The following is a 17,582-nucleotide window of genomic DNA, read 5'->3' as shown; positions in this document are numbered from 1 at the left end:
GACAACCATACAGAATGTGTCATACTGTCGCCCATGTCATCGCCGACGCCGCCCCTCGCCGTGCCGCCGCCCGCGAAGCGCTCGGACTGGGACGCGTGGGGCGACGAGCCCGCGCGTCTTCCCGCCGGCGCGCGTGCGCTCGTTTCGACGGTGCTTCCCGGCAAGGCCCATCCCGTGCCGCGGCGGGTCCGCCCCGCACTCACGCCGTCGCGGCTGACCGACGAAGACCTGGCCGCCCTGGGCGACCTCCTCGGGGCCGTGCACGCGACCCGCGACGACGACGCGCGCCTGCTCCACCTCGGGGGCAAGAGCACGCCCGACCTCCTCGCGCGGCGCCAGGGCGACCCTCAGGTCGCTCCCGACGCCGTCGCCTCCCCCGCTTCGCACGACGAGGTGCTCGCCGTGCTGCGGCTGTGTGCGGCCCGCAGCATCGCCGTCGTGCCGTTCGGCGGCGGCACGAGCGTCGTGGGCGGTGTGGCGCCCGAGCGCGGCGGCCACCGCGCCGTCGTGGCACTCGACCTGTCCCGCACGGCGGCTCTCCTCGCCCTCGACGAGACGTCGCTCCTGGCGACCTTCGGCGCCGGCACGACAGGCCCGCAGGCCGAAGAGCTCCTCGCCGCCCGCGGCTACACGGTCGGCCATCTCCCGCAGAGCTTCCGCTACGCCTCGATCGGGGGCTTCGCCGCCACCCGCTCGAGCGGCCAGGCCTCCCGCGGGTACGGCCGCTTCGACGATCTCGTCCATGCCCTCCGCGTCGCGACGCCGGCGGGCGACCTCGAGCTCGGCCGCGCTCCCGCCAGCGCGGCCGGCCCCGACCTGCGCGAGCTCTTCCTCGGGTCGGAGGGCGCGTTCGGCGTCCTCACCGAGGTCACGGTGCGCATCAGACCCGTCCCCGCCGCGACGGCCTACGCCGCATGGACGTTCCCCGACTTCGAGTCGGGGGCGGCCGCGTTCCGCGAGGCGACGCAGCGCGGCATCCGTCCCACGGTCCTGCGGCTGAGCGACGCGTCCGAGACGCGCGTCAACGCGACCATCGGCGGCCACCTCACGCGCCTTCGCGGGTGCCTCGCGGTCGCGACCGCCGAGGGGGCGACGGATGCCGAGGCCCGCGGCGTGCGCGACGCGCTCGACGCCGTCTTCACCGCCCACGGCGGCCGCTCCCGCGGCGAAGACCCCGCCCGCTCCTGGGAGCGCGGGCGCTTCGCCTCCCCCGCGCTGCGCGACGCGCTCCTCGACATCGGCGTCCTCGCCGAGACCCTCGAGACCGCTTCGACGTGGGCTCGCCTCGACGCCCTCAAGACGGCCGTCACGGACGCCCTCGTCGGCTCGCTCACCGCCGACGGCACGAAGCCCATCGTCATGTGCCACATCTCGCACGTGTACCCCGCGGGCGCCTCGCTGTACTTCACGGTCGTCGCGGCGCTCACGGCCGACCCCGCATCGCAATGGCAGAGGGCGAAGGATGCCGCGTCCCTCGCGATCGGCTCCGCCGGCGGCACGATCACGCACCACCACGCCGTCGGGCGCGACCACCGCCCGTACCTCGAGGCCGAGATCGGCCCGCTCGGCGTCGCGGCGCTGCGCGCCGTCAAGGACGTCTTCGATCCGACCGGCATCATGAACCCCGGCGTCCTCGTGCCGCAGCAGGCCGGCGCATGAACGTCACGATGCTCGTCAACCCCGCGGCGCGCTCCGGCGCACACACGGGGGCGGCGATGGCCGCGGCGGATCGGCTCCGCGAGATCGGCGTGCGGACGACGATCGTGAGCGGCGGCAGCGCCTCAGAGTCCAGCGCCCTCCTGCGCACCGCGATCGACCTCGGCACCGACGCCGTCGTCGTCGCGGGCGGCGACGGCACGGTGAGCCTCGCCGTGCAGGAGCTCGCGCACACCGGCGTGCCCCTCGGCATCGTGCCCTCCGGCACGGGCAACGACTTCGCCGGCGCTCTCGGCCTCCACGAGCTCGACGCCATCGCGGCGGCCGATCTCATCGCCGCGGGGACGATCCGCGCGCTCGACCTCGCCCTCATCACGCGCGCCGACGGCTCGGCGCAGTTCTTCGCATCCGTCCTCGCGAGCGGCTTCGACTCGAAGGTCAACGACCGCGCCAACGCGATGACGTGGCCGCGGGGCGGCTCGCGCTACACGATCGCTATCGCGCTGGAGTTCCTGCGCCTTGGCGGCATCCCCTTCGGCGTCGAGCTGCGCCTGGCCGACGGCACGCTCGAGCGCATCGACGGCGACCTCGTGATGGCGACGGTCGGCAACACCGCCATGTACGGCGGCGGCATCCCGATCTGTCCCGATGCCGACCCGGGCGACGGACTGCTCGACGTGACGCTCGTGCGGCCCGCGGGGCGCCTCCGCCTCGCGCGGCTGATCCCGCGCGTCTACCGCGGCACGCACGCCGCGGTGCCCGAGGTCCTCATGCGCCGCGCCACCTCGGTGTCGCTGAGCTCGCCCGGCGTGACGGCCTACGCCGACGGCGACCCGGTCGGGGCGCTCCCCCTCACGATCGACGTCGCGCCGGGAGCGCTGCGGGTCTTCGCGCCCGCCGTCTGAACCGGCCGCCTGCGCGGCACGAGGCGGCGGCGGCCGCCGGTCAGCGGCCCCGCAGGGTCAGTGGGTCGCCTGCACCTCGAGCAGACGCGCGATCACCTGGTCGCGCAGCTGCTCGGGAGCGGTCTCCTTGCACGCGCGCGCGACGACCTCGGTGAGGGTGCGCGCGACGAGCGCCTCGTCGCGGCACTCCACGCAGTTCTCGAGGTGCTCGGCGATGTCCGAGTGCTGCGTCTTGCAGACCTCGTTGCGCAGGTACTCCTCGAGATCGCGCCGCGCCTTCTCACAGCCGCAATCGGTCATTTCGTGCTCCTCGAGGCGGCAGTCTTCCTGCCGCGGTCCTTCGCGGGCGCGGTGTCGATGCCGCGCTCGCTGGCGTAATCGGACAGCAGTTCACGAAGCATCCGCCTGCCACGATGCAGACGACTCATGACCGTTCCGATGGGGGTCTTCATGATGTCGGCGATCTCCTGGTACGCGAAGCCCTCGACGTCTGCGAGGTACACCGCGAGCCGGAAGTCCTCCGGGATGGACTGCAGCGCGTCTTTCACGACGGATGCCGGCATCCGGTCGATCGCCTCCGCTTCGGCCGATCGGGTGCTCGTGGCGGTCGTGGACTCGGCGCCTCCCAGCTGCCAGTCCTCGAGTTCGTCGATCGTGCCCTGATACGGCTCGCGCTGCTTCTTGCGGTAGGTGTTGATGTAGGCGTTAGTGAGGATCCGGTAGAGCCACGCCTTCAGGTTCGTGCCCTGCGTGAAGGTCTTCCACGAGGCGAAGGCCTTCACGAAGGTCTCCTGCACCAGATCGGCCGCGTCCGCGGGGTTGCGCGTCATGCGCATCGCGGCCGCGTACAGCTGGTCCATGTAGGGGAGCGCCTGCTCCTCGAACTGCGCGCGGACATCCGGCTCGGCCTGGGCCTGATCGTTCATCACGCGCCAGTCTACGTCGGGCGACTCCAGGACTTCCGGGAGCCCGACGAGCGTGCGATCGAGTGTTGCGATCATGGGCTCCTCAGGGGTTTCGACAAAGCGGTTCAGTAGTGTAGGAACCGATGACAGCCGACGGGTATTCCCCCCTTCCCCCGCGCCCCCCGCGCGGCGCCTGGCGTGCGCCGGTCGCGCGCGGCCCCCTGTCCGCGACCGTCACGGTTCCCGGATCCAAATCGCTCACGAATCGCGAGCTCATCCTCGCGGCCCTCGCCGACTCTCCGAGCCGCCTCACGGCGCCCCTCCACTCCGAAGACTCGACGCGCATGATCGAGGCGCTGCAGGCCCTCGGCGTCTCGATCGTGGGAGAAGCGGCCTCTGGCCCCTTCGGCCCCGACCTCGTCGTGACGCCGCGCTGGCCGCTCCGCGCGGGCGGTGTCATCGACGCCGGCCAGGCCGGAACCGTCATGCGGTTCGTCTCCGCGCTCGCGGGCTTCGCCGCGGGCGAAGTCACCATCACCGCCCACGAGACGGCCCTCCACCGCCCCATGGGCGCCATGATCAAGGCGCTGCGCGACGTCGGCGTCGACATCGACGACGGCGGCCACTGGACGCTCCCCTTCACCGTGCGCGGCCACGGCCACGTCCGCGGCGGCGAGATCGTCATCGACGCGAGCGCCTCGAGCCAGTTCGTCTCCGGGCTGCTCCTGGCCGCGCCCCGATTCGACGTCGGGCTGCACCTCATCCACCGCGGCGAGCGCCTGCCGAGCATGCCGCACATCGACATGACGATCGAGTCCCTCGCGCACCGCGGCGTGCACGTCGAGCGTCCCGCCGCGGGCGAGTGGGTCGTCCCCGCCGGGCCCCTCCGCGGCAAGGAGGTCGCGATCGAGCCCGACCTCTCCAACGCGGCGCCGTTCCTGGCGGCCGCGATGGTCGTCGGCGGCTCGGTCTCCGTCACCGGCTGGCCCGCGCACTCGACGCAGCCGGGCGCGATGCTCTCCGACATCCTCTCGCTCATGGGCGGGAAGGTCGTCCGTCGCGGCGGCACCCTCACGGTGACCGCGGCCCACGGCATCCAGGGGGTCGACCTCGACCTCTCCGCCGCCGGCGAGCTCACCCCGACGATCGTGGCCCTCGCCGCCTTCGCCGACACCCCGACGACCCTCTACGGCATCGGGCACATCCGCGGCCACGAGACCGACCGCATCGCCGCCCTCGTGGCTGAGCTGCGGGCCCTGGGAGGCGAGGCGGAGGAGCTGCCCGACGGCATCCGCATCGTCCCGCGCCCCCTGCACGGCGGCCGCTGGCGCGCGCACCACGACCACCGCCTCGCCACGACCGGCGCGATCATCGGGCTCGCGGTGCCCGACGTCGAGATCGACGACATCGGCACGACCGCCAAGACGATGCCCGAGTTCCCGGAGCTGTGGCGACGCATGCTCGAAGGCGGATCGGATGACGCGACCCCGCGTCCGGAGGCGCTGCAGGCATCGTGAGCTGGCTGGACGACACCGATGACGACGACGAGGAGTTCGACGAAGCCGACATCCGGGTCCGTCCGAACCCCAAGGCGAACCGGCCGCGGACCAAACGCCGTCCCGCCCACAGCGACGCCCGGATCGGGCGCGTGCTCGGCGTCGACCGCGGACGCTACGCCGTCCTGATCGGCGAGGACACCCCCGACGAGCACGAGGCCGTCGCGATGCGCGCACGCGAGCTGCGCAAGCAGCCGATCGTGACGGGCGACCGCGCCCGCATCGTGGGCGACACGTCCGGCGACGGGGGCACGCTCGGCCGCATCGTCGGGATCGAGGAGCGCACGTCGCTCCTGCGCCGCAGCGCCGACGACACCGATCAGGTCGAGCGCATCGTCGTGGCCAACGCCGACCAGATGCTCATCGTGGTCGCAGCCGCCGACCCCGAGCCGCGGCCGCGGCTCGTCGACCGGTACCTCGTCGCGGCGCTGGATGCCGGCATCCGTCCCCTTCTCGTCGTCACCAAGACCGACCTCACCGACCCCTCCGGCTTCCTCGCGCACTTCGACGGGCTCGACCTCGAGGTCTTCACGAGCGCGCGGGACGAGATGCCCGTCGAGCGGATCGGCCAGGCGCTGGTGGGGCACTCGACCGTCTTCGTCGGCCACTCCGGCGTCGGCAAGTCGACGCTCGTCAACGCCCTCGTCCCCACGGCGCAGCGCGCCACGGGCCACGTCAACGTCGTGACCGGTCGCGGCCGGCACACCTCGAGCTCGACGGTCTCGCTCCGCTACCGCGGCGAGGGCGGCGGCGGCTGGGTCATCGACACCCCCGGCGTGCGCTCATTCGGGCTGGGCCACGTCGACCCCGCCAACATCCTCAAGGCCTTCACCGAGCTCGACGAGATCGCGCAGGAGTGCCCCCGCGGGTGCACGCACCTGCCGGACGCGCCGGACTGCGCCATCGTCGAGGCCGTGCAGGAGGGCCGGCTGGGAGAGCGCGGGGCGGCGCGGCTGGATTCGCTGCAGCGACTGCTGGAGACCTTCGCCGAGCGCAGCCGGGCTCAGCCCTAGCGTCCGAGGCGCTGCCGCGCCGGCGTGCGGCGGCCCGCCTAGGCTGGAGGCATGACCGCTCGCCTCCAACCCGGCAACCCCGCCCCCGATTTCACCCTCGTCGACCAGGACGAGAAGTCCGTGGCTCTGCGCGACCTGCGCGGGGGCCGCGTCATCCTCTTCTTCTTCCCCGAGGCTATGACGCCCGGCTGCACCACGGAGGCGTGCGACTTCCGCGACAGCCTCGCTCCCCTGCAGGCCGCGGGCTACACGATCCTCGGCGTCTCGCGCGACGAGCCCGAGAAGCTGCGCCGTTTCCGCGAGCGCGACGGGCTCACCTACGACCTCCTGAGCGACCCCGACCACGCCGTCCACGATGCGTACGGCGCGTGGGGCGAGAAGATGAACTACGGCAAGCTCGTCGAGGGCGTCATCCGCTCGACCTTCGTCATCGACGAGGAGGGCCGCGTCGCCCACGCGCTGTACAACGTCAAGGCGACCGGTCACGTGGCGCGGCTGCGCACCCTTGTGCAGGCGGACTGACAGCGCGGGCGGACGCTCTCAGGCGGAGTCGTCGCGGTCGGGTCGTGCCGCCCGCGCCGCGAGCACGAGTGCCACGAACGTGACGATCGCCGGGATCGCGAGAGCGAGGCCCGTCGTCGGATGGGCGTAGGCGCCGGTCGCCGCGCCCAGCGCGACGGCGAGGATCAGCACCTGAGCGACGATCCCGCCCGAGCGGCCCCACGACTGCCCGCGCCACACCGCGAACGCGAACGCCGCGAGGAGGATCCCCCCGGCCGCCGTGAGCACGATGAGGGCGATCGCGCTCGTCGCCGACTCGGTGTCTCCGCCCGCCAGCGCCGCGATCTGCCACGCGACGATGGCGAACACCGCGAGCGCCTCGAGCCCGACCAGAACGGCCGCGACACGCGCGGCGGAGTGTGTTCGCATTCCTGTGCTTTTCCTCGATCTGACGCGCCCGGATGGGCGTCTCGCCGGCATGCCTCGGAGGGAATGCTCAGGCTGTTCAGCCAAATGACGTTCGGGAACCCTTGATCCTTCAGGGCACCTCATGGGATCATAGGTGAAGCCGTGTGCTCCCACAGCGACGTGGGGCGAGCAATCGCTCGCATCTCCCACAGGGTATCGGACCCGAATCCGGGCTCTGAACCCCGACATCTCCCCCGTCATCAAGGAGCACCACCATGGATTGGCGCGACAAAGCCGCCTGCCTGACAGTCGACCCCGAACTGTTCTTCCCTGTCGGCAACACCGGCCCCGCGGTCGACCAGATCGAGAAGGCCAAAGCGGTCTGCGCCCGTTGCACCGTCACCGAGATCTGCCTGCAGTACGCCCTCGAGACCGGACAGGACTCGGGCGTGTGGGGTGGACTCTCCGAAGACGAGCGTCGCGCCCTCAAGCGCCGCGCCGCCCGCGCCCGCCGCGCGTCCTGACCGGCGGGCTTCCTGACCCGCCACGCGCTCTGACCCACCGAGCGGCCTGACTCGCCTCGCATCGAGGACAGGCGTTCGCCGTGGGCAGCGCCGTGGGCGACCCCTCAGGCGACGGATGCCTCGGCATCCGTCGCCCCTATGCTCAGCGGGCGCTGCGCTCGATGTAGCGCAGCGGGATCTCGATCGTGACCTCGGTGCCGCTGCCCATGATCGTGTGCCAGTCGATCGTGCCGCCGAGTTCGCCCTGGATGAGGGTGCGGACGATCTGCGTGCCGAGGCCGCGGCCGACCTGACCCTCGGGCAGACCCGCGCCCGTGTCGCGCACGCTGACCTCGAGGCTCTCGTCGTTGCGCTCCGCGGCGATCTCGACATCGCCCTCCTGCCCCGCCAGCCCGTGCTCGACCGCGTTGGTCACGAGCTCGGTGAGGGCCAGGGCGAGGGGCGTCGCGTACTCGCTCGGGAGGATGCCGAACCGGCCCGTCGTCCGGGTGCGCGCCCGCGTATTGGGCGCGGCGGCGACCTCGGCGACGAGTTTGAGCACACGCGCGAAGACGTCGTCGAAGTCGACGTTCTGGGCGAGGCCCTCCGACAGCGTGTCGTGCACGACGGCGATCGCCGAGACACGGCGCATCGCCTGCGTGAGCGCCTCGCGGGCCTCGTCGGTGTGCGAGCGGCGCGCCTGGATGCGCAGGAGCGAGGCGACCGTCTGGAGGTTGTTCTTGACGCGGTGGTGGATCTCGCGGATCGTCGCGTCTTTGGTGATGAGCTCCTGCTCCTGGTGGCGGATCTCTGTGACGTCGCGGCACAGCACGATCGCTCCGATGCGCGTCCCGTGGTCGCGGAGCGGGATCGTGCGCAGGCTCACGGTGACGCCTCGCGCTTCGATGTCGGCGCGCCACGGGGCCCGGCCGGCCACCACGACGGGGAGCGACTCGTCGAACTGCCGCTTTGCCGGGAGGATGCTCGTCACGACCTGCACGAGCGACTCCCCCTCGAGCTCGTCGTCGAAGCCGAGGCGGTTGAAGGCCGAGAGGGCGTTGGGGCTCGCGAAGGTCGTGATGCCGTCGACGTCGAGGCGGATGAGCCCGTCCGACGCGCGGGGGGCGCCGCGGCGGGGCGAAGTCGGAGCCGTCAGATCGGGGAAGTCGCCCGACGCGATCATGCCGAACAGCTCGTCGGCGCAGTCGTTGAACGTGATCTGCTGACGCGACGGCGTGCGCGTCTCGCCGAGGTTGGTGTGCCGGGTCAGCACGCCGATGGCGCGCTGCTCCTCACCGGGCTTCCCGGCGCGCACGATCGGCACGGCGCGCACGCGGGTCGGCGTCTCTTCGAACCAGTCGGGCGAGGCGGAATCGATGATGCGCATGCTCTGGAACGCGTCGCGCACCTGCGTGCGCCACTGCGGCCGCACGCGGTCCGACACGATGTCGCGATAGAAGAGCGTGGCCGCGCCGCTCGGGCGCGTGTGGGCGACGGCGATGAACGAGTCGTCGGCGGTCGGCACCCAGATGACGATGTCGGCGAAGGCGAGGTCTGCCAGCAGCTGGCCGTCGCCGGCGAGGCGGTGGAGCCACTCGACATCGGCCTCGCTCGAGCGTCCTTGGGCGTAAACGAGATCGCTGAGGGTCGACACGCCTCTCAGCCTAAGTCTTCGCGCCGCTCCGCCCGGCCCGTGCTACGCCGCTCGTGGGGGACGACGGATGCCGCGCCGCCGCGCCTCGTCGGCGGCTGCGGGTGCCGGGGCCACTGCCTCGCCCACGAAGCGTCGCACCGCGAGCGTCAGCGGCGACTTCGGTGCCACTTCGGCGACCGGTCGCGCGGCGAGGATCGCGGCATCCGTCGACCGCGGGTCGGTGGGGAGGAACCAGACGTCGCGGATGCCGGCGAAGCGCTCGAGCGTGCGCCGGACCTGGCCCCGCGCGTCGATCCCCAGCGTGCCGGGACGGAGCCGATTGGCCACGACGGCGACCGGCGTCAGCCCGATCGTCGCGCGCAGCTCGGAGTGGGCGCGGAGGAAGCGCGAGACGCCGAGCGGGTCCGCCGCCGCCACCGCGACGACGAGGTCGGCGCACTGCAGCGCGGCGAGGGTCGCGGCGTTGCGCCGCGGACCGTCGAGGTCGCTCACGATCTCCTCGTCGCGCTCGAGCGGCGCCGCGACGTCGACCACGGTGTAGTCGGCCCACTCCCGGCAGGCGGCGAGCGCCGCGTGCACCCGCGCATCGCTCAGTTCGGGCCACCGCGAGGGGCGGTTGATGCCCGTCAGCGCGTCGACGCCCGACCGGCCGACGGGGGTGGAGATGCGGGTGAGCTCGCGCGTGTCGAGATCGCCGAGCTCGGCCTGGCGGCACGCCGCCGGAAACCCCGGGCCCTCGTCGGCGAGACCGAGCTGCAGCGCGACCGACGGCGCGTGGGTGTCGGCGTCGACGAGTGCGACGTGCCGGCCGCCGCGCGCGAGCTCGAGCGCCAGCTCGATCGCGATCGTCGTGCGGCCGGGCGCTCCGGCGGGCCCCCAGACCGCGATGACGCGCGGATGCCTCGGCGCCGCCGGGGCGTCGGCGGGCTCGGCCGGCACCGCCATGGCATCGACGATCCGCCAGCCCTCGATCTCGAGCGGCAGGGACCCCGCGAGACCGAAGCTCTCGACGAGGCGGCGGTCCGCGGCATCCGTCACGAGCGGCAGGATCCGGGCGCCGCGACGGTCGCACAGCGCGACCGCGCCCGCCGTGAGCGTCGTGCGATCCGCCTGCAGCACGACCGTGTCGGCGACGGAGAGCGCCTCGGCGAGGCGTTCGGCCTCGAGGCCGTGCAGCGCGTCGGCGGCGACGTCGGCGAGCGCCCGCGCCGGAACGACGGCGGCGACGACGACCCCCTCGTGCGCGAGTTCCGCCGCGAGGGCACTCCCCCGCGGCTCGTCGACGGCGATGAGCACCGTCATCGGCGCGCTCCCGCCGAGGGCACGATCGACAGGGCGGATTCGCCCGCCGTCGCCTCGAGCACGGCCGCGACGTCCGCGCGGGGGATCACGACCTCGAGAGAGGCGGCGCCCCCGCCCATGACCGAGTCGTCGCGCGTGACCGAGACGACCGTCGCGTCGGCCACCAGGATGCGCGGGGTGTCGTAGCTGCCGCGCTCGATCATCGGCGCCTCCCAGACCTCCACGACCGAGCCCGCTTCGACCGAGGCGGGAACGTCGACCGAGCTCTGCAGCACGACCGTCGTGGTGGCGGGTGTCGACGCGCCCCCGACGGCGCTCTCGGGCACGAGCTCGCCTTCGCCGATCGTGCGGGTGGCGACGAGTCCCTTCTCCATGGCCTCCGGCGTGAGATATGCGGGCCCGAGCGCGCCGAGCGCGACGTCGACGACGCGCACATCGCCGTCGGCCACGGTCTGACCGGGAACGATCGTGCGCGTCGCGGCGAAGACGGGGACCGTCTGGCGCGCCGCCGAGACGACGAACCAGACTCCCGCGACCGAGGCGAGGATGAGCAGGATGCCGAGGAGGAACCGAGCGTCGCCCCAGAAGGCGCGGGGGCGAGGGCGGGCGGGCTCGAGTGCGGTCATGCCGACAATCGTCGCTCAGGCGCGCGGCGGGGCCCCGCCGTTATCCACAACGCGTGACGTGCCGGCCCCCACCCCCCGGGTCGACGCCATAATGGGGGCATGCCCGAGAACCCCGCCTCGCGCACCCGCATGCTCGCCCCCGCCGAAGCGGCGGAGGTGCTCGGCGTGTCGGTCGACGACGTCATGGAGCTCGTCCACGCCGCGCAGCTGCGCGCCGTGCGCGTCGGGTCGCCCGCGCGCTGGCGCGTCGAGGCCGAGAGCCTCGAGCAGTACCTCGACGCCCGCGTGGAGGAAGCACGGCGCATGGCGCTGTGGCGGCAGTCGAACGAGGCGAGCTTCCCCGAACTGTGGGGAACGGGCGTCATCCGCAACTCGGATTGAGTCGCACCGGCGCGGCCCGATCCCTGCGGCCCGATCCCCGAGGGCCGGTCCCCCGCGGCTGGTCACGGGCGCCCTGTTCCGCCGCCCGCCTGTCAGCGCGTCGTCGCGCCGCCCTCCAGCCGCACCCATGCGATCGCTTCGAAGGGGACGATGCGGTGGCCGGTCACTTCGTCCGCGCGGCGCGGCACGCCCGGGTCGTGCAGCGCGAGATCGAGGTGGTCGACGCCCGCGCGATCGATCGTGCCGGCCAGGGTTCGTCCGTGCACGAGGTGGAGGGTCACCGCGACGCGGCGGCGCACGAGGTCGCGCAGCGCGAAGCCGAGCGTCATGCGCTCGCTCAGCGAGGATCGTGCACCGACGGGCCGGGCGCTGCGCAGGAGGTCGGGCTGCGGCATCCCGATCGACATGATCCCCCCGAGCGGGGCGATCACCGCACCGCTGCGGGAGGTCGCGGGAGCGAGGGCCGCCCAGTCGGCGCCGAGACCGCTCACCTCTGCCACGAGGACCGTGCCGTCGCGCATCTCGAACGACGGCGCCGCCGACGCCCCGTCACGGTCGATCAGGGCGGCGAGCCGATCGCGCAGGGGCACGCGCGACAGCCGCAGGCGCTCCGCCTCGCTGTCCAGCGCCGCGCGCTCGGCCTCCCATTCGGAGGCGAGTTGATCCTCGAGGTCGTCGAAGAAGCGATCCCAGCGCACCCAGGCAGGTTAGTGGCACCGCCCGAAAAGGGTGAGGAAGTTATCCACATCGGGCCTCCGGGATTTTTCTGACAGATCTGTCCGTGTTGTAATTTCCGCCGGATCGTCCCCCCGACGACTTTTCCGCTCCCTCCCACCCCCACCAGATAGGGCCACCGATGGCGATGATGCCCGCTGTCCGTCCGCGCAGCGCCGCCGACGTGGCGTACGAATTGTCCGACTTCTTCGCTCCGCAGCGCACCTCTGCCGCCGAGCTCCCCGACCCCGAGCCGTTCCTGCGCAACCTCACGCGCGGCGTGCTCGAGGTCTTCTCGGGCGCGCGCGAGGTCGAGCAGCTCGCGCGGTGGGTGACCGAAGACGCCTTCCGCAAGCTCGTCGTGCGCTCGAACCTGTCGGCGCGCGCCCGCAGCGCGCGCGGCGTCCCCGCGAGGCGCCCCGTGCACTCCATCCTCTCGGTGCGCCACACCCAGCCCGCCGACGGTGTCGTGGAGGCCGTCGTGATCGTCGCCGGCCCCGCGCGCACGCGCGCCGTCGCGGTGCGGCTCGAGGGCATGGACGGGCGCTGGCGCGCCACGTCGCTCGCCCTCCTCTGACCCGCGGCCGACGGCGGGCCTCCCCATCGTCGTGGAGGCCCGCTCGTCCTCTTCGCCTAGCTGTCGGAGTCTGCGTCGATGAGCTCGAGGAGCTTCTTCAGCGCGTCGCGGATCTCGGTGTGGTCGTACTGGCCGGCACGGCTCTCGCCGGCGATGACGCCGCCGCGATGGACCTTCCGGAAATCGCCGAACGGGAAGGAGTAGGCGCCCTTGGTCTCGGCGTTCTCGCTCTTGTCGATGCCGAGATGCCAATGCGAGTACTCGGTCCAGCCTTCGCGCTCGATGAAGGCGTTCTCCTCGTCGGCGGTGGGGGCCGCCTCCGACCAATCGTCGCGCTCGTCGCGCACGACGGCACCGTCGCGCACGAGGGCGCGGGCGTGTGCCAGAGCAGGGTGGTTCAACTCGATGGACATACCGTCACGGTAGGTCGCCGCGCCGCAGGGACGCGAGGGGTTGACGGATGCCTCTCCCCGCGTCAGCGCGACCTCACTGCCGGTACGACCTCACTGCCGGTACGAGGAGAGGAAGTTGCCGAGCCGCTCTATCGCCTCGGTCAGCACGCGGGCTTCGGGCAGCGTCACGATGCGCAGGTGATCGGGCGTGGCCCAGTTGAACCCCGTGCCCGGGACCAGCAGCACGTGCTCGGCCATGAGGAAGTCGAGGACGAGCTTCTGGTCGTCGCGGATCTCGTGCACCTCGGGGTCGAGGCGAGGGAAGGCGTACAGCGCGCCCTGCGGCTTGACGCACGTGACCCCGGGGATCTCTTCGAGGCCCTCCCACGCGGCGTCGCGCTGCTCGTGGAGCCGGCCCGTCGGGGCGATGAGCGCGTCGATGGACTGCACCCCCGACAGCGCCGCCTGGACGGCGTGCTGCGCGGGCACATTGGGGCACAGGCGCGTCGACGCGAGGAGCGTGATGCCCTCGAGGAAGCCCGACGCGTGGGACTTCGGCCCCGTGATGACGAGCCAGCCGGAGCGGTAGCCCGCCACGCGGTACGTCTTGGAGAGGCCGTTGAAGGTCAGGCACAGGAGGTCGGGCGCAACCGAGGCCATCGGGATGTGGCGCGCGCCGTCGAACAGGATGCGGTCGTAGATCTCGTCGGCGAGGAGGAGCAGCGAGTGCTCGCGCGCGATCTCGGCGATGCCCTCGAGCACTTCGCGCGTGTACACCGCCCCCGTCGGGTTGTTCGGGTTGATCACGACGATCGCCTTGGTGCGCTCGGTGACCTTCGCACGGATGTCATCGAGGTCGGGCTGCCAGCCGTCGGACTCGTCGCAGACGTAGTGCACGGGCGTTCCGCCGCCGAGGCTCGTCATGGCGGTCCACAGCGGGTAGTCCGGGGCCGGGATCAGCACTTCGTCGCCCTCGTCGAGGAGCGCCTGCATCGTCATCGTGATGAGCTCGGAGACCCCGTTGCCGAGGTACACGTCGTCGGGATCCACGCGCGGGAATCCGGGCTCCTCCTCGTAGCGGTAGACGACGGCGCGGCGCGCCGAGGCGATGCCGCGGCTGTCGCTGTAGCCGTGCGCCTCGGGGATGGCCTCGATCATGTCGCGCACGATCTGGAAGGGCGCCTCGAAGCCGAACGCCGCCGGGTTGCCCGTGTTGAGCTTGAGGATCGTGTGACCCTCTGCCTCGAGCCGGTCTGCCTCCACGAGGGCCTGTCCGCGGATCTCGTACAGGACGTTCTTCAGCTTGCTCGACTGATCGAGCGTTCGCAGGGGCAGGGTCTTGCTCATCGGATCAGGATAGCCGGGCGCCCTTCGGGCCACCGGACCACGAGTGGCCCCCGCGGCCGGGAACGCCGGACGCGCCGGCCCCGAGCGGGCGCGACGCGTTCGGCGTGATCCGGCTTACTTGTTCTTGTCGGCGGCGCGGCGCTGTGCGCGGTTCTGCGGCGCGGGCGCTGCGGGCGAGGCATCCGTCCGCTGTCCGAAGGCTCCGCGCGGAGCCTCTCGCGTCGCGGTCTGCGTCTGTCCTGCGGGGACGTTCTCACCGGGGGCGGATGCCGCGGCCGCCGCAGCGGCCTGGCGCAGCCGGTTCGTGGCCGACTGCTGCACCTGGCCGCGGTCGTTGCGCACCTCGACCTCGCCGGCGTCGTTCGCGGCGGAGTACTCCAGGCGCTGGCCCTCGATGGGCGTCGCACCCAGGCCCTTCGCGTCGACCTCGGTCTCGCCCTCGGCACGGCGCACCTCGACCTCGAGGTTGTAGAGGTAGCCGACCGACTCCTCCTTGATCTGCCCCATCATCGCCTGGAACATCTGGTAGCCCTCGCGCTGGTACTCGATGAGCGGGTCGCGCTGAGCCATCGCCCGCAGGCCGATGCCGTCCTTGAGGTAGTCCATCTCGTAGAGGTGGTCGCGCCAGCGGCGGTCGAGCACCTGCAGCACGACCCGACGCTCGAGCTCGCGCATCGCGGGAGCCCCGAGCGTCTCCTCGCGCTTGCTGTAGGCGATCATGGCGTCGGAGAGGAGCTCGCGCTTGAGCACCTCGGGCGTGATGCGGCCCTTCGTGCCGGCGTCGGCGACGACCTCGTCGATCGTGACGCTCACGGGGTAGAGCGTCTTGAGCTCGGTCCACAGGGCATCGAAGTCCCAGCTCTCGGTGTGACCCGTCGAGGTGTGGTCGTCGATGACGGCCGAGATCGCGTCCTCGATGAAGTGCGTGACGCGATCGGCGATGTCGTCGCCCTGCAGCATGTGGCGGCGGTCGGAGTAGATCGCCTCGCGCTGACGGTTGAGGACGTCGTCGTACTTCAGGACGTTCTTGCGGATCTCGGCGTTGCGGGCCTCGACCTGGGTCTGGGCGCTCTTGATCGCGCGCGAGACCATCGACGACTCGATCGCGACGTCGTCGGGGAAGTTCGTGCGGGCGAGGATCGCCTCGGCGGCGCCCGACTGGAACAGGCGCATGAGGTCGTCGGTGAGCGACAGGTAGAACCGGCTCTCGCCGGGGTCTCCCTGACGGCCCGAGCGGCCGCGCAGCTGGTTGTCGATGCGGCGCGACTCGTGGCGCTCGGTGCCGAGCACGTAGAGTCCGCCGGCCTCGACGACCGCCGAGCTCTCTTCGGCGACGTGGTTGCGCATCGTCTCGTAGACGGCGTCCCACTCGGCCTCGTACTCGTCGGGCGTCTCGACGGGGTCGAGGCCCTTCGCCTTCATCTCCTGCACCGCGAGGAACTCGGCGTTGCCGCCGAGCATGATGTCGGTACCGCGACCGGCCATGTTCGTGGCGACGGTCACGGCGCCCAGGCGCCCCGCGCGGGCGACGATCTCGGCTTCACGTGCGTGGTTCTTCGCGTTGAGGACCTCGTGCTTGATCCCCTTCTTCGCCAGCAGCCGCGAGAGGTACTCGCTCTTCTCGACGCTGACGGTGCCGACGAGGACGGGCTGGCCCACCTCGTGGCGGCGCGCGATGTCTTCGACGACCTGCGCGAACTTGGCCTGCTCGTTCTTGTAGACGAGGTCGGGCTGGTCCTTGCGGATCATCGGCTTGTTGGTCGGGATCGGGACGACGCCGAGCTGGTAGGTCGACATGAACTCGGCCGCCTCGGTCTCGGCGGTACCGGTCATGCCGGCGAGCTTGTCGTACAGGCGGAAGTAGTTCTGCAGCGTGACGGTGGCGAGGGTCTGGTTCTCGGCCTTGACCGGGACGTTCTCCTTGGCCTCGATGGCCTGGTGGATGCCCTCGTTGTAGCGGCGCCCGACGAGGATGCGCCCCGTGTGCTCGTCGACGATCATGACCTCGTCGTTCATCACGACGTAGTCGGTGTCGCGCTTGAACAGCGCGAGGGCCTTGATCGAGTTGTTGAGGAACGAGATGAGCGGCGTGTTGGCCGACTCGTACAGGTTGTCGATGCCGAGGTAGTCCTCGACCTTCTCGATGCCGGGCTCGAGCACGCCGATCGTGCGCTTCTTCTCGTCGACCTCGTAGTCGACGCCGGGCTCGAGGGTCTTGGCGATCTTGGCGAACTCCATGAACCAGCGGTTCGCCTCGCCCGAGGACGGACCCGAGATGATGAGCGGCGTACGGGCCTCGTCGATGAGGATCGAGTCGACCTCGTCGACGATCGCGAAGAAGTGCCCACGCTGCACGAGGTCCTGCTTCTGCCACGCCATGTTGTCGCGCAGGTAGTCGAAGCCGAACTCGTTGTTGGTGCCGTACGTGATGTCGGCCTCGTACTGCTCGCGACGCACGGCGGGCGTCTGTCCCGCGAGGATCGTGCCCGTCGTCATGCCGAGGGCGCGGTAGATGCGGCCCATGAGCTCGGACTGGTAGCCCGCGAGGTAGTCGTTGACCGTGACGACGTGGACGCCCTTGCCGGCGATCGCGTTGAGGTACACGGGGAAGGCGCCGGTGAGCGTCTTGCCCTCACCGGTCTTCATCTCGGCGATGTTCCCGAGGTGCAGGGCGGCGCCGCCCATGATCTGGACGTCGTACGGGCGCTGGCCGAGCGTACGCTTGGCGGCCTCGCGGACGGCCGCGAAGGCCTCGGGCATCAGCTGGTCGAGCGTCGCTCCGGCCTCGTGGCGGGCGCGCAGCTCGACGGTCTCGTTGCGAAGCTCCTCGTCGGTCAGCTGCGCGTAGTCCTCTTCGAGGGCGTTGACGGCCTTCACGACCTGCTGGAGCCGCCGGAGGATTCGGCCCTCGCCGGCACGGAGCAGTTTCTCGAGAGGGTTGGCCACGAAGTGTCTCCATCTGTCGGGTCCGATGCGGACAGGCACCGGTGCCGCCCGGCGCACCAGCGCGCAGGCATACCAGCCCATGTTATCCGTCCGTGACCTTGAAAGGTGCTGTGCACGCGTCACCTCGAGCCCCGTGGCGCGCGAGCGGGTCGGAGCGTTCGCGGCGAGGCATCCCTCGCCGTCCTGCTCGCATCCC

The 17,582-nt window shown here is 71.7% G+C and carries 18 protein-coding genes; 8 read left to right on the top strand and 10 right to left on the bottom strand.

Annotated elements, in window-relative coordinates; all coding sequences use genetic code 11:
• Positions 1-33: 33 nt before the first annotated feature.
• Together ACSBPH_RS14950 and ACSBPH_RS14945 are read left to right on the top strand one after the other, a co-directional pair.
• Positions 34-1,659 (top strand): FAD-binding oxidoreductase, encoded by a 1,626-nt coding sequence (locus tag ACSBPH_RS14950; protein WP_442575107.1) that lies wholly within the window; start codon positions 34-36, stop codon positions 1,657-1,659.
• Positions 1,656-2,561, top strand: a complete 906-nt coding sequence (locus tag ACSBPH_RS14945; protein ID WP_442575106.1) for a diacylglycerol kinase — start codon at positions 1,656-1,658, stop codon at positions 2,559-2,561. Before ACSBPH_RS14950 ends, ACSBPH_RS14945 begins: the two co-directional genes overlap by 4 nt.
• A 57-nt stretch (positions 2,562-2,618) precedes the next feature.
• Here the strand turns inward: ACSBPH_RS14945 and ACSBPH_RS14940 are convergent, their stop codons facing one another.
• Together ACSBPH_RS14940 and ACSBPH_RS14935 are read right to left on the bottom strand one after the other, a co-directional pair.
• Positions 2,619-2,861: an alpha-ketoglutarate decarboxylase gene (locus ACSBPH_RS14940; RefSeq protein ID WP_442575105.1), complete on the bottom strand. Its 243-nt coding sequence runs from the start codon at positions 2,859-2,861 to the stop codon at positions 2,619-2,621.
• A complete protein-coding gene (locus tag ACSBPH_RS14935) occupies positions 2,858-3,562 on the bottom strand; it encodes a sigma-70 family RNA polymerase sigma factor (RefSeq protein WP_442575104.1) in 705 nt (234 codons plus the stop codon). Before ACSBPH_RS14935 ends, ACSBPH_RS14940 begins: the two co-directional genes overlap by 4 nt.
• 47 nt (positions 3,563-3,609) lie before the next feature.
• On the opposite strand from ACSBPH_RS14935, the gene aroA reads away from it, so the two are divergent.
• The 3 genes from aroA to bcp are packed head-to-tail and all read left to right on the top strand — an operon-like array spanning position 3,610 to position 6,557.
• On the top strand, positions 3,610-4,983 hold the full coding sequence (gene aroA / locus ACSBPH_RS14930) for a 3-phosphoshikimate 1-carboxyvinyltransferase (protein WP_442575103.1): 1,374 nt from the start codon (positions 3,610-3,612) through the stop codon (positions 4,981-4,983).
• Positions 4,980-6,035: a ribosome small subunit-dependent GTPase A gene (gene rsgA / locus ACSBPH_RS14925; RefSeq protein ID WP_442575102.1), complete on the top strand. Its 1,056-nt coding sequence runs from the start codon at positions 4,980-4,982 to the stop codon at positions 6,033-6,035. The genes aroA and rsgA overlap by 4 nt, the downstream gene beginning before the upstream one ends.
• Before the next feature lie 51 nt (positions 6,036-6,086).
• Positions 6,087-6,557, top strand: a complete 471-nt coding sequence (bcp, locus tag ACSBPH_RS14920; RefSeq protein WP_442575101.1) for a thioredoxin-dependent thiol peroxidase — start codon at positions 6,087-6,089, stop codon at positions 6,555-6,557.
• Between the two features lie 18 nt (positions 6,558-6,575).
• On the opposite strand, the gene ACSBPH_RS14915 is transcribed toward bcp, so the two are convergent.
• Complete coding sequence (locus ACSBPH_RS14915; protein WP_442575100.1) at positions 6,576-6,965, bottom strand: histidine kinase; 390 nt, start codon at positions 6,963-6,965, stop codon at positions 6,576-6,578.
• 254 nt (positions 6,966-7,219) lie between these two features.
• Between ACSBPH_RS14915 and ACSBPH_RS14910 the strand changes: the two genes are divergently transcribed.
• Entirely contained in the window at positions 7,220-7,468 is a 249-nt protein-coding gene (locus ACSBPH_RS14910) for a WhiB family transcriptional regulator (RefSeq protein WP_039397845.1), read from the top strand.
• Positions 7,469-7,610: 142 nt separating this feature from the next.
• On the opposite strand, the gene ACSBPH_RS14905 is transcribed toward ACSBPH_RS14910, so the two are convergent.
• From ACSBPH_RS14905 to ACSBPH_RS14895, 3 genes are read right to left on the bottom strand one after another with little or no spacing between them, the layout of a single operon-like run.
• Positions 7,611-9,101 carry a sensor histidine kinase gene (locus ACSBPH_RS14905; RefSeq protein WP_442575099.1) on the bottom strand — a complete coding sequence of 497 codons (1,491 nt, stop codon included), beginning with the start codon at positions 9,099-9,101 and terminating at the stop codon, positions 7,611-7,613.
• A gap of 42 nt (positions 9,102-9,143) precedes the next feature.
• Positions 9,144-10,403: an AAA family ATPase gene (locus tag ACSBPH_RS14900; RefSeq protein ID WP_442575098.1), complete on the bottom strand. Its 1,260-nt coding sequence runs from the start codon at positions 10,401-10,403 to the stop codon at positions 9,144-9,146.
• Positions 10,400-11,029 (bottom strand): SAF domain-containing protein, encoded by a 630-nt coding sequence (locus ACSBPH_RS14895; RefSeq protein ID WP_442575097.1) that lies wholly within the window; start codon positions 11,027-11,029, stop codon positions 10,400-10,402. The genes ACSBPH_RS14900 and ACSBPH_RS14895 overlap by 4 nt, the downstream gene beginning before the upstream one ends.
• 99 nt (positions 11,030-11,128) lie before the next feature.
• Here ACSBPH_RS14895 and ACSBPH_RS14890 point away from each other — a divergent pair, with 99 nt between their 5' ends.
• Entirely contained in the window at positions 11,129-11,410 is a 282-nt protein-coding gene (locus tag ACSBPH_RS14890; RefSeq protein WP_442575096.1) for a helix-turn-helix domain-containing protein, read from the top strand.
• A gap of 92 nt (positions 11,411-11,502) precedes the next feature.
• On the opposite strand, the gene ACSBPH_RS14885 is transcribed toward ACSBPH_RS14890, so the two are convergent.
• Positions 11,503-12,108 carry a hypothetical protein gene (locus ACSBPH_RS14885; RefSeq protein ID WP_442575095.1) on the bottom strand — a complete coding sequence of 202 codons (606 nt, stop codon included), beginning with the start codon at positions 12,106-12,108 and terminating at the stop codon, positions 11,503-11,505.
• A 158-nt stretch (positions 12,109-12,266) separates the two neighbouring features.
• Between ACSBPH_RS14885 and ACSBPH_RS14880 the strand changes: the two genes are divergently transcribed.
• Entirely contained in the window at positions 12,267-12,701 is a 435-nt protein-coding gene (locus ACSBPH_RS14880; protein WP_442575094.1) for an Rv3235 family protein, read from the top strand.
• A gap of 56 nt (positions 12,702-12,757) precedes the next feature.
• Here the strand turns inward: ACSBPH_RS14880 and ACSBPH_RS14875 are convergent, their stop codons facing one another.
• The 3 genes from ACSBPH_RS14875 to secA all read right to left on the bottom strand — a co-directional run bounded on the left by ACSBPH_RS14875 (position 12,758) and on the right by secA (position 17,386).
• A complete protein-coding gene (locus ACSBPH_RS14875; protein WP_442575093.1) occupies positions 12,758-13,114 on the bottom strand; it encodes a hypothetical protein in 357 nt (118 codons plus the stop codon).
• A gap of 90 nt (positions 13,115-13,204) precedes the next feature.
• Positions 13,205-14,428, bottom strand: coding sequence for a pyridoxal phosphate-dependent aminotransferase (locus ACSBPH_RS14870; RefSeq protein WP_442577321.1), 1,224 nt, complete (start codon positions 14,426-14,428; stop codon positions 13,205-13,207).
• Positions 14,429-14,554: 126 nt separating this feature from the next.
• Positions 14,555-17,386: a preprotein translocase subunit SecA gene (gene secA / locus ACSBPH_RS14865; protein ID WP_442575092.1), complete on the bottom strand. Its 2,832-nt coding sequence runs from the start codon at positions 17,384-17,386 to the stop codon at positions 14,555-14,557.
• Between the last annotated feature and the right edge of the window lie 196 nt (positions 17,387-17,582).

It is taken from the genome of Microbacterium sp. F51-2R (genome assembly GCF_052180235.1).
Lineage (GTDB): Bacteria > Actinomycetota > Actinomycetes > Actinomycetales > Microbacteriaceae > Microbacterium.
Note: the sequence above shows the minus strand (reverse complement) of the source record. Positions and strands in the feature narration are given on the sequence as shown.

What these genes read in the sequence shown, in the direction of transcription:
- ACSBPH_RS14950 (WP_442575107.1), top strand. Translation starts at nt 34, where the DNA reads ATGTCATCGCCGACGCCGCCCCTCGCCGTGCCGCCGCCCGCGAAGCGC.
- ACSBPH_RS14945 (WP_442575106.1), top strand. Translation starts at nt 1,656, where the DNA reads ATGAACGTCACGATGCTCGTCAACCCCGCGGCGCGCTCCGGCGCACAC.
- ACSBPH_RS14940 (WP_442575105.1), bottom strand. Translation starts at nt 2,861, where the DNA reads ATGACCGATTGCGGCTGTGAGAAGGCGCGGCGCGATCTCGAGGAGTAC.
- ACSBPH_RS14935 (WP_442575104.1), bottom strand. Translation starts at nt 3,562, where the DNA reads ATGATCGCAACACTCGATCGCACGCTCGTCGGGCTCCCGGAAGTCCTG.
- aroA (WP_442575103.1), top strand. Translation starts at nt 3,610, where the DNA reads ATGACAGCCGACGGGTATTCCCCCCTTCCCCCGCGCCCCCCGCGCGGC.
- bcp (WP_442575101.1), top strand. Translation starts at nt 6,087, where the DNA reads ATGACCGCTCGCCTCCAACCCGGCAACCCCGCCCCCGATTTCACCCTC.
- ACSBPH_RS14915 (WP_442575100.1), bottom strand. Translation starts at nt 6,965, where the DNA reads ATGCGAACACACTCCGCCGCGCGTGTCGCGGCCGTTCTGGTCGGGCTC.
- ACSBPH_RS14910 (WP_039397845.1), top strand. Translation starts at nt 7,220, where the DNA reads ATGGATTGGCGCGACAAAGCCGCCTGCCTGACAGTCGACCCCGAACTG.
- ACSBPH_RS14900 (WP_442575098.1), bottom strand. Translation starts at nt 10,403, where the DNA reads ATGACGGTGCTCATCGCCGTCGACGAGCCGCGGGGGAGTGCCCTCGCG.
- ACSBPH_RS14895 (WP_442575097.1), bottom strand. Translation starts at nt 11,029, where the DNA reads ATGACCGCACTCGAGCCCGCCCGCCCTCGCCCCCGCGCCTTCTGGGGC.
- ACSBPH_RS14890 (WP_442575096.1), top strand. Translation starts at nt 11,129, where the DNA reads ATGCCCGAGAACCCCGCCTCGCGCACCCGCATGCTCGCCCCCGCCGAA.
- ACSBPH_RS14880 (WP_442575094.1), top strand. Translation starts at nt 12,267, where the DNA reads ATGGCGATGATGCCCGCTGTCCGTCCGCGCAGCGCCGCCGACGTGGCG.
- ACSBPH_RS14875 (WP_442575093.1), bottom strand. Translation starts at nt 13,114, where the DNA reads ATGTCCATCGAGTTGAACCACCCTGCTCTGGCACACGCCCGCGCCCTC.